3 protein-coding genes are annotated in these 7,803 nt (G+C 41.9%); all 3 read left to right on the top strand.

Going from position 1 to position 7,803, the window contains the following annotated elements:
* On the top strand, window positions 1–4,483 hold a 4,483-nt coding region (locus GR162_RS22020; RefSeq protein ID WP_160783888.1), incomplete at its 5' end, for a gliding motility-associated C-terminal domain-containing protein.
* Between the two features lie 83 nt (window positions 4,484–4,566).
* Window positions 4,567–5,484 carry a type IX secretion system membrane protein PorP/SprF gene (locus GR162_RS22015; RefSeq protein ID WP_160783887.1) on the top strand — a complete coding sequence of 306 codons (918 nt, stop codon included), beginning with the start codon at window positions 4,567–4,569 and terminating at the stop codon, window positions 5,482–5,484.
* A gap of 11 nt (window positions 5,485–5,495) precedes the next feature.
* Window positions 5,496–7,421, top strand: coding sequence for an OmpA family protein (locus GR162_RS22010; protein WP_160783886.1), 1,926 nt, complete (start codon window positions 5,496–5,498; stop codon window positions 7,419–7,421).
* The last annotated feature ends 382 nt before the right edge of the window (window positions 7,422–7,803 follow it).

The following is a 7,803-nucleotide window of genomic DNA, read 5'->3' as shown; positions in this document are numbered from 1 at the left end:
GGTGGTGCACCCTGGCGGATGCGATAATACATACACGACAACGGTAACAGTAAATCCGGATCCTGTAGTTAATATAACAAACCCAAATGCGGTCTGCGACGGCACAACGGTAGATTTATCTGCCCCAGCCGTAACAGCAGGAAGCGCGGCCAATCTGACGTATACCTATTTTACGGATGCAGATGCAACGGTTGCACTGGTAAACTATACAGCTGTAACAGCAGAAGGAACCTATTACATAAGAGGAGAAAATGCAAACGGATGCTACTCTGTAATGCCAGTTGTGGTAACGGTTAATCCATTGCCTACAGCAAGTGTTGTGGCTGCTGGACCAGTCTGCCAAGGTGATACGTCTCCAGTTGTGACTTTTACAGGAGCAGATGGAACGGCACCTTATACATTTACGTATAATATTAATGGAGGCAATAATCTCACAGTTTCTACTGTTTCTGGAAACTCAGTAAACGTACCAGTTTCTACGGCAGCTGCGGGAAGTTTTGTCTATACTTTAGTAAGTGTGGCAGACAGCAGTTCAACTGCATGCACACAGTCCCAGAACGGTTTTACAACTGCAATTGTAAATCCATTGCCAACAGCGTCAATTTCAGGCACTGCGGAAGTGTGCCATAACGGGACAGCGCCAGCGGTTACTTTTACAGGAGCAAATGGGACAGCACCATATACTTTTACATATAAAATAAATGGCGGAGATGATCAGACTGTTACTACAACAGCAGGCAATTCTGCAGCTGTAGATGCACCTACAGATACTGTGGGAACTTTCACCTATACTCTGGTAAGCGTAAAAGATGACAGTTCTACAGCTTGCGAACAGGCACAGACTGGAAGTGCTGCAATTACAGTAAAAGTATTGCCGACAGCTGTTATTTCAGGTGCTGCAGAAGTCTGTAAAAATGGCGCATCACCGCTTGTAACTTTTACGGGAGACAATGGTACGGCACCGTACACATTTAAATATACGGTTAATGGAGGAGCAGAACAGAGCATAACTACAATAAGTGGCAGCTCTGTAACTGTTGCTGCGCCGACAAATGTAGCAGGGGATTTAGAATATGCTTTAATAAGCGTAAGAGAAAGCTCTTCATGCGAACAGCTGCAGACAGGTTCTGTAATCATTAAAGTAAACGACCTGCCTACAGCAACGATTTCGGGTTCAGACTCAGTCTGCCAGAATGAGCCAAATCCTGATATCACATTCAGAGCATCAGGAGGGTCTGCTCCGTATACTTTTACCTATAAAATTAACGGAGGAGCTGACCAGACTATAAGCACTGCGGGGGGAAGCACGGCAACAGTTTCGGTGCCGACAGGCACAGCGGGAACTTATGTCTATTCTCTTGTAAGCGTCACAGAAGGCAGTACAAATGCATGCGGACAATTGCAGACAGGTTTTGCTACAGTGACAGTAAATGCAGCGCCAACAGTAGCTATCACAAATCCTGCTGCTGTATGCTCGGGGGAGTCTGTCAATTTAACTGCAGCAGCAGTAACAGCAGGAAGCACAGCAAATCTAACGTATGCTTATTTTACGGATGCTTTAGGCACAGCTGTTTTAGCAAATCCAAGTGCAGTAACAGCAGACGGAACCTATTACATACAGGGTACAACGGCATCGGGATGTTCGTCGGCCATTTCACCTGTAATTGTAACGGTAAACCCGACGCCGACAGTGGTTATAACTAATCCTGCAGCGGTGTGTTCAGGCACGTCTGTAGATTTAACTGCAGCAGCTGTAACAGATGGAAGCACAGCGGGATTAACCTTTACTTATTTCACTGATGCTGCAGCAGTAAATGCTTTAGCAGCACCAAGTGCTGTAACATTAGGCGGGGACTATTATATAAAAGGATCAACTCCGCAAGGATGCTATGATATTGAGAAAGTTACGGTAACGGTAAATCCAACGCCGACAGTGGTTATAACTAATCCTGCAGCGGCGTGTTCAGGTACGCCTGTAGATTTAACTGCAGCAGCTGTAACAGATGGAAGCACTTCAGGATTAACTTTTACGTATTTTACTGATGCAGCAGGGCTGAATCCTATATCAGATTCGGATGCGGCAGCAATAACATCAGCCGGAGACTATTACATAAAAGGAACAACAGCGGAAGGATGTTTTGATATTGAGAAAGTTACAGTAACGTTTAATTCAATACCTTCTGTAGTTATTACGGATCCTGCAGCAGTATGTTCAGGTGCGTCTGTAGATTTAACTGCTGATGCAGTAACAGCAGGAAGTACAGCAAATTTGACATATACTTATTTTACAGATGCTTTAGGCACAGCTGTTTTAGCAAATCCAAGTGGAGTAACAGCAGACGGAACCTATTATATACAGGGAACAACAGCATCGGGATGTAAATCTGCCATTGAACCTGTAATTGTAACGGTAAACCTGATGCCGACAGTGGTTATAACTAATCCTGCAGCGGTGTGTTCAGGCACGCCTGTAGATTTAACTGCAGCAGCTGTAACAGATGGAAGCACAGCGGGATTAACGTTTGCGTATTTCACCGATGCGGCTGGAACAGCTATTTTGAATAACCCTGATGCGGTAACAGCAGCAGGAGACTATTACATAATAGGAACAACTCCAGAAGGATGCTCGTCTGCTCCTGAAAAAGTAACGGTAGCAGTAAATGCGCTTCTTGCGCTAAGTGGAACTGAATCGACAGCCTGCGCTGCAGACGGTTCAGGCTATGTGCTGAGCTTCACCGTAACAGGCCAGGCGCCATATGCGGCAACGGGAACTGGAGCTCCAGGAACATGGAACGGAAATGAGTGGACTTCTGATAAGATATTGGCAGGAACAGACTATAATGTAAGCGTTCAGGATGCCAATGCCTGCAACACGATTACAGTTTCTGACACAGCGCCAATCTGCTGCGTGTATGAAGTTACAGCGCCGACATTCCCTGCGACGATTATAACGTGTTATAACCAAATGCCAGCTGCAACAAGTTTGACAGAAGCCGAATTTGAAGCTTTAGGAAACGGAGACGGAAAAATTGGAGCTATCCCATGCGGCGTGATTGAAATTACGGCTTCAAACAGCGCCGAGCCGTCATGCAATGGAAACGTAACCAGAACGTACACGGTAACGGAATATGCAGATCCGAACAATAATAAAGTGCGCGATGCGGGCGAAGATATGGTATTGAATACGACATCTGTAACGCAGACTTTCACTTTAGAGAGAGCAGATTTTGCAATGCCTGCAGATCAGGGTGCAACGGTTGCCTGTGCATCAGAAGTAATAGCGCCAATTGTGCCGACAGTAATAGATAATTGCGGAAACGTATTGACGCCATCTGCTCCTGCTATTTCAGCAGTGCCTTCTTGCAACGGTGTTGAAACTTACACCTATACATTTACGGATTGCGTAGGACATAAGCATGATTGGGTATACACCTATACGATCGATAATACGGTTGCACCGCAAGGCACGGCACCGGCCAATCTTACAGTCCAGTGCATTGGAGACATTCCCGTGGCGAGCATAAATGCGGTAACTAACCTGAGCAGCAATTGTAACAGTTCAGTAACGGTAACAGTAGCAGACACCAATAATGGAGGTTCGGGATGCAGTTCCAGCCCTTATATTGTAACCAGAACCTATACACTGACAGACTGCGGAGGATTGAAAACGGAACTGGTTCAGACTATCACAGCGATAGATACAGCTAAACCGGCCTTTGTTGGGGCATTGCCTGCAAATATCACTGTAGAATGTTCAGCGGCTGTTCCTGCACCGGCAATCCTTACAGCGACAGACAACTGCTCGGCTGCCACAGTAAGCTTCAATGAAGAAAGAATAAACGGAGGCTGCTCAGGAAACTACCAGCTGATAAGAACCTGGACGGCATCTGATGCCTGCGGCAACCAGACTGTGCACACGCAGACGGTAACCGTTGCAGACACGACGGCGCCTGTTTTTGTAGAAACGCTTCCTGCAGCAGAGGTAAATGCAGACTGCAACACAATCCCAGAACCAGCGGTTCTTACTGCAACTGACGGGTGTGGAATGGCAACTGTGAACTATACTGAAAGCAAAATAGAAGGAGACTGCAGTGCAAGATACACATTAGAGAGAACATGGACAGCTGTGGATGAATGCGGAAATCAGGCTTCGTTTACCCAAAAGATAAACGTATCGTGCCTGCCAAATATCTACAATGCTTTATCGCCAAATGGAGACGGCATCAATGATACTTTTGTGATTGACGGTATCGACTGTTTCCCAGATAATACAGTTACAATCTATAACCGATACGGCGTTAAGATATACGAGAAAAAAGGCTACGATAATGTGACGAATCCTTTTGAGGGATTCTCTGACGGACGTGCAACAGTGATAAGAGGAGATAAGCTTCCTACTGGAACGTATTTCTATACTCTGGAGTACAATGACAATGGAAAACAGGTAAGCAGATCAGGTTATCTGTACATCAACAATCAATAATTAAAAGGTGTAATAGGGCTGTCTTTGGACAGTCCTATTATTTTTTCAAATAGGAAATATTTAATCAGTAATACAAATCTACTATGAGAACAAGATTACTTTTTTTCGCCATTGCGTTTATAACCCTCTCAGGTTATGCGCAGCAGGATGCACAGTATACCCAATACATGTACAATACCATTGTTATAAATCCCGCTTATGCCGGATCTCGGGGTGCCTTAAGCATTTTTGGCATGTACAGAACGCAATGGGTAGGACTTGATGGTGCTCCGGAAACTTCCAGCTTTTCTATAAATTCACCAATAAACAATAGTAAGCTAGGTGTTGGAGTTTCTTTTATCAACGATAAAATCGGTCCAACGACAGAGAATAATATATCGGCTGATTTATCCTATACAATTCAGACCTCTGCAGATTTTAAGCTCTCTTTTGGTATAAAAGGAACCGCAAATCTTTTTAATCTGGATATAAACAAACTTAATCCCGAAAATCAAGGAGATCCGCAATTTCAAAATCTAAACAGTAAATTTTCTCCCAATGTAGGCGCAGGAGTCTATCTGCATTCAGACAAAGCCTATGTCGGTTTTTCGGTGCCTCATTTTATTGAAAGTAATCGATATGATGATAATGATATCGCCATTTATAAAAGTAAAATTAGCTATTATCTAATGGGAGGCTATGTATTTGATTTAGACAGATATCAGTATTACAAATTTAAACCGGCTGTATTGGCTAAAATGGTCGAAGGCGCGCCACTTCAGGTAGACATTTCTGCAAATTTTATGTTTGTAGATAGGTTTATGCTAGGCGTGGCTTATCGATGGAGCGCTTCGATGAGTGCTATGGCGGGTTTTCAGATTACAGACGGACTCTATATTGGCTACGGTTACGACCGCGAAACTACGAAACTGAACAATTACAATTCTGGATCTCACGAGATATTCCTGCGTTATGAGTTTTTCAAGAGAAATGGCAAAATGACAACTCCTCGATTCTTCTAAAAAAATGCATCATGAAAAAATATACATTTATTGCTTTAATATTCCTAAATGCCTTCTGCGGTTATGGGCAGGAAAAAAAACTGAAGTCAGCTGACAAAAACTACGATCAGTATGCGTATGTAGACGCCATAAAAACCTACGAGCGTCTGGCAGATAAAGGCTATAAGTCTGAAGATCTGTTTAAAAAATTGGGAGACTCTTATTATTTTAATTCCGATTACGAAAATGCGGCGAAATGGTATGGAGAGCTCTTCACCATGAACCCTTCTCCAGAAGCGGAATATTATTACCGTTATGCACAGTCTTTAAAATCTAAAGGAGAAACGGATAAAGCAGATAAAATTTTAGCAGAATTTAATAGCCTTTATAAAAATGATTCTAGAGGAAAATTGTACAGACAGAACGGAAACTATCTAGATCAGATAAAAGCCAACTCAGGACGATACCAAATTGAAGATGCAGGAATCAATTCTAAATATTCTGATTACGGAAGTTTTGTTTACGATAACAAAATTTATTTTGCATCAGCTAGAGATACTGGAAATTTTACCAAACGAATCCACAAATGGACAGGCGAATATTTTACCAATATTTACAATGCAGCAATCGATTCTCAAAATGGCACCGCATCTAAAGTGAATAAATTTAAGCCCTTAAATTCCAAATTTAACGAATCGTCGCTTGTTTTTACCAAAGACGGAAACACCGTTTATTTTACAAGAAACAATTTCCTGAATGGGAAAAAAGGCAAGAATGAAAGCGATGCCACTTTGGTAAAACTGTACAGAGCGAATCTGGTAAATGGCAAATGGACCAATATAACGACACTCCCTTTTACCAGTGATGATTACAGTACAGCGCATCCTGCGCTGAGCTCTGATGAGAAAACCTTATATTTTGCATCGGACATGCCGGGAACTATAGGACAGTCTGATATTTATAAGGTAAGCATAAACGGAAACAGTTACGGAACTCCAGAAAATCTTGGCAAAGAAATTAATACAGAAGGAAAAGAGACATTTCCTTACGTAACCAGCGAAAATGAAATCTATTTTGCCTCAGACGGCCATCCCGGTCTTGGAGGATTGGATGTGTTTGTAGGACAGCTAGACAGTAACGGAGTGGTCAGCAATATCCAGAATCTGGGCAGCGACATTAACTCTCCAAAAGACGATTTTGCTTACATAATTGACACTGCCACCAGAAGAGGGTATTTCTCATCAAACAGAGATGGAGGGCAGGGATCTGATGATATTTATAAATTTCTTGAAACTAGAAGATTAAAATGCACCCAAGAGCTAAATGGGGTAATTACCGATGCTGCCACTGGTGCTGTTCTGCCTGAAGCAAAAGTTACGCTGTATGAAAATCAGGCAATCAAAAAGTCGGTTCTCTCTAATTCTGAAGGACAATACAGATTTGATGTTGAATGCGGAAAAACTTATAGTGTAAGAGCTGAAAAGCAAGAATATGCAACCAAAGAAGTATTGGTGACCATTGGAAATGCAAGCGGAAAAACCAGTCTGCCGATTGCTCTTGACAAATCAGTCTGCAAAGTTACAGTTGGAGACGATTTAGGAAAATGCTTCGGAATCAAGATGATTTATTTTGATTTGGATAAGTCTGACATAACAGCCGCGGCAGCTTTGGATCTGGCTAAAATACTAGATGTCCTGAGCCAAAACCCAACGATGAAGCTAGATATACGTTCTTACACCGATAGCAGAGCAAGTCGCGAGTACAATAAAGCGTTATCAGACCGTAGAGCAAAAGCTACAATTAGTTGGCTGGTTAAAAACGGAGTGTCCAAAAACCGCCTGACAGGAAAAGGATATGGAGAAACGGCTCTGGTAAACCGCTGCTCAGATGGAGTGCAATGTTCTGAGGAAGAACACCAGCAAAATAGGCGAAGCGAGTTTATTATAACAGGAGTTTAGTTTAGGAGACAGCAGCATTTAAACAGTTATGTTTTTGCTGCTGCCTTTTGAACTTTTGAAGATATTTTAAAATAAACCTTTTAAAAGACAGATTTGTACTATGATAATTTTAAAGTTTTGTTTTTGTTAATTAGTTGAATTATAGATTAATATGTTTTGATGCTTTTCACCAGTTTGTTTCAAATTTGAAACAAATTTGTCTTAAACTGTTATTCTAAAATCTTCTACTGGCAAAATGAACTCGAAAATAGAAGGAATTTTGCACTAAAATTTCTAGTATCAAATTTTATTAAAAACAAACTATTAAAAGTAGCCAAATACAACACTTTTTATTTGTATATCATCTTGAATTAGTGGGTGTTATTTTAAGGGCTTTTAATAA

This window comes from Flavobacterium sp. HBTb2-11-1 (assembly GCF_009826975.1).
In the GTDB taxonomy this organism is placed as follows: Bacteria; Bacteroidota; Bacteroidia; order Flavobacteriales; family Flavobacteriaceae; genus Flavobacterium.
Note: the sequence above shows the minus strand (reverse complement) of the source record. Positions and strands in the feature narration are given on the sequence as shown.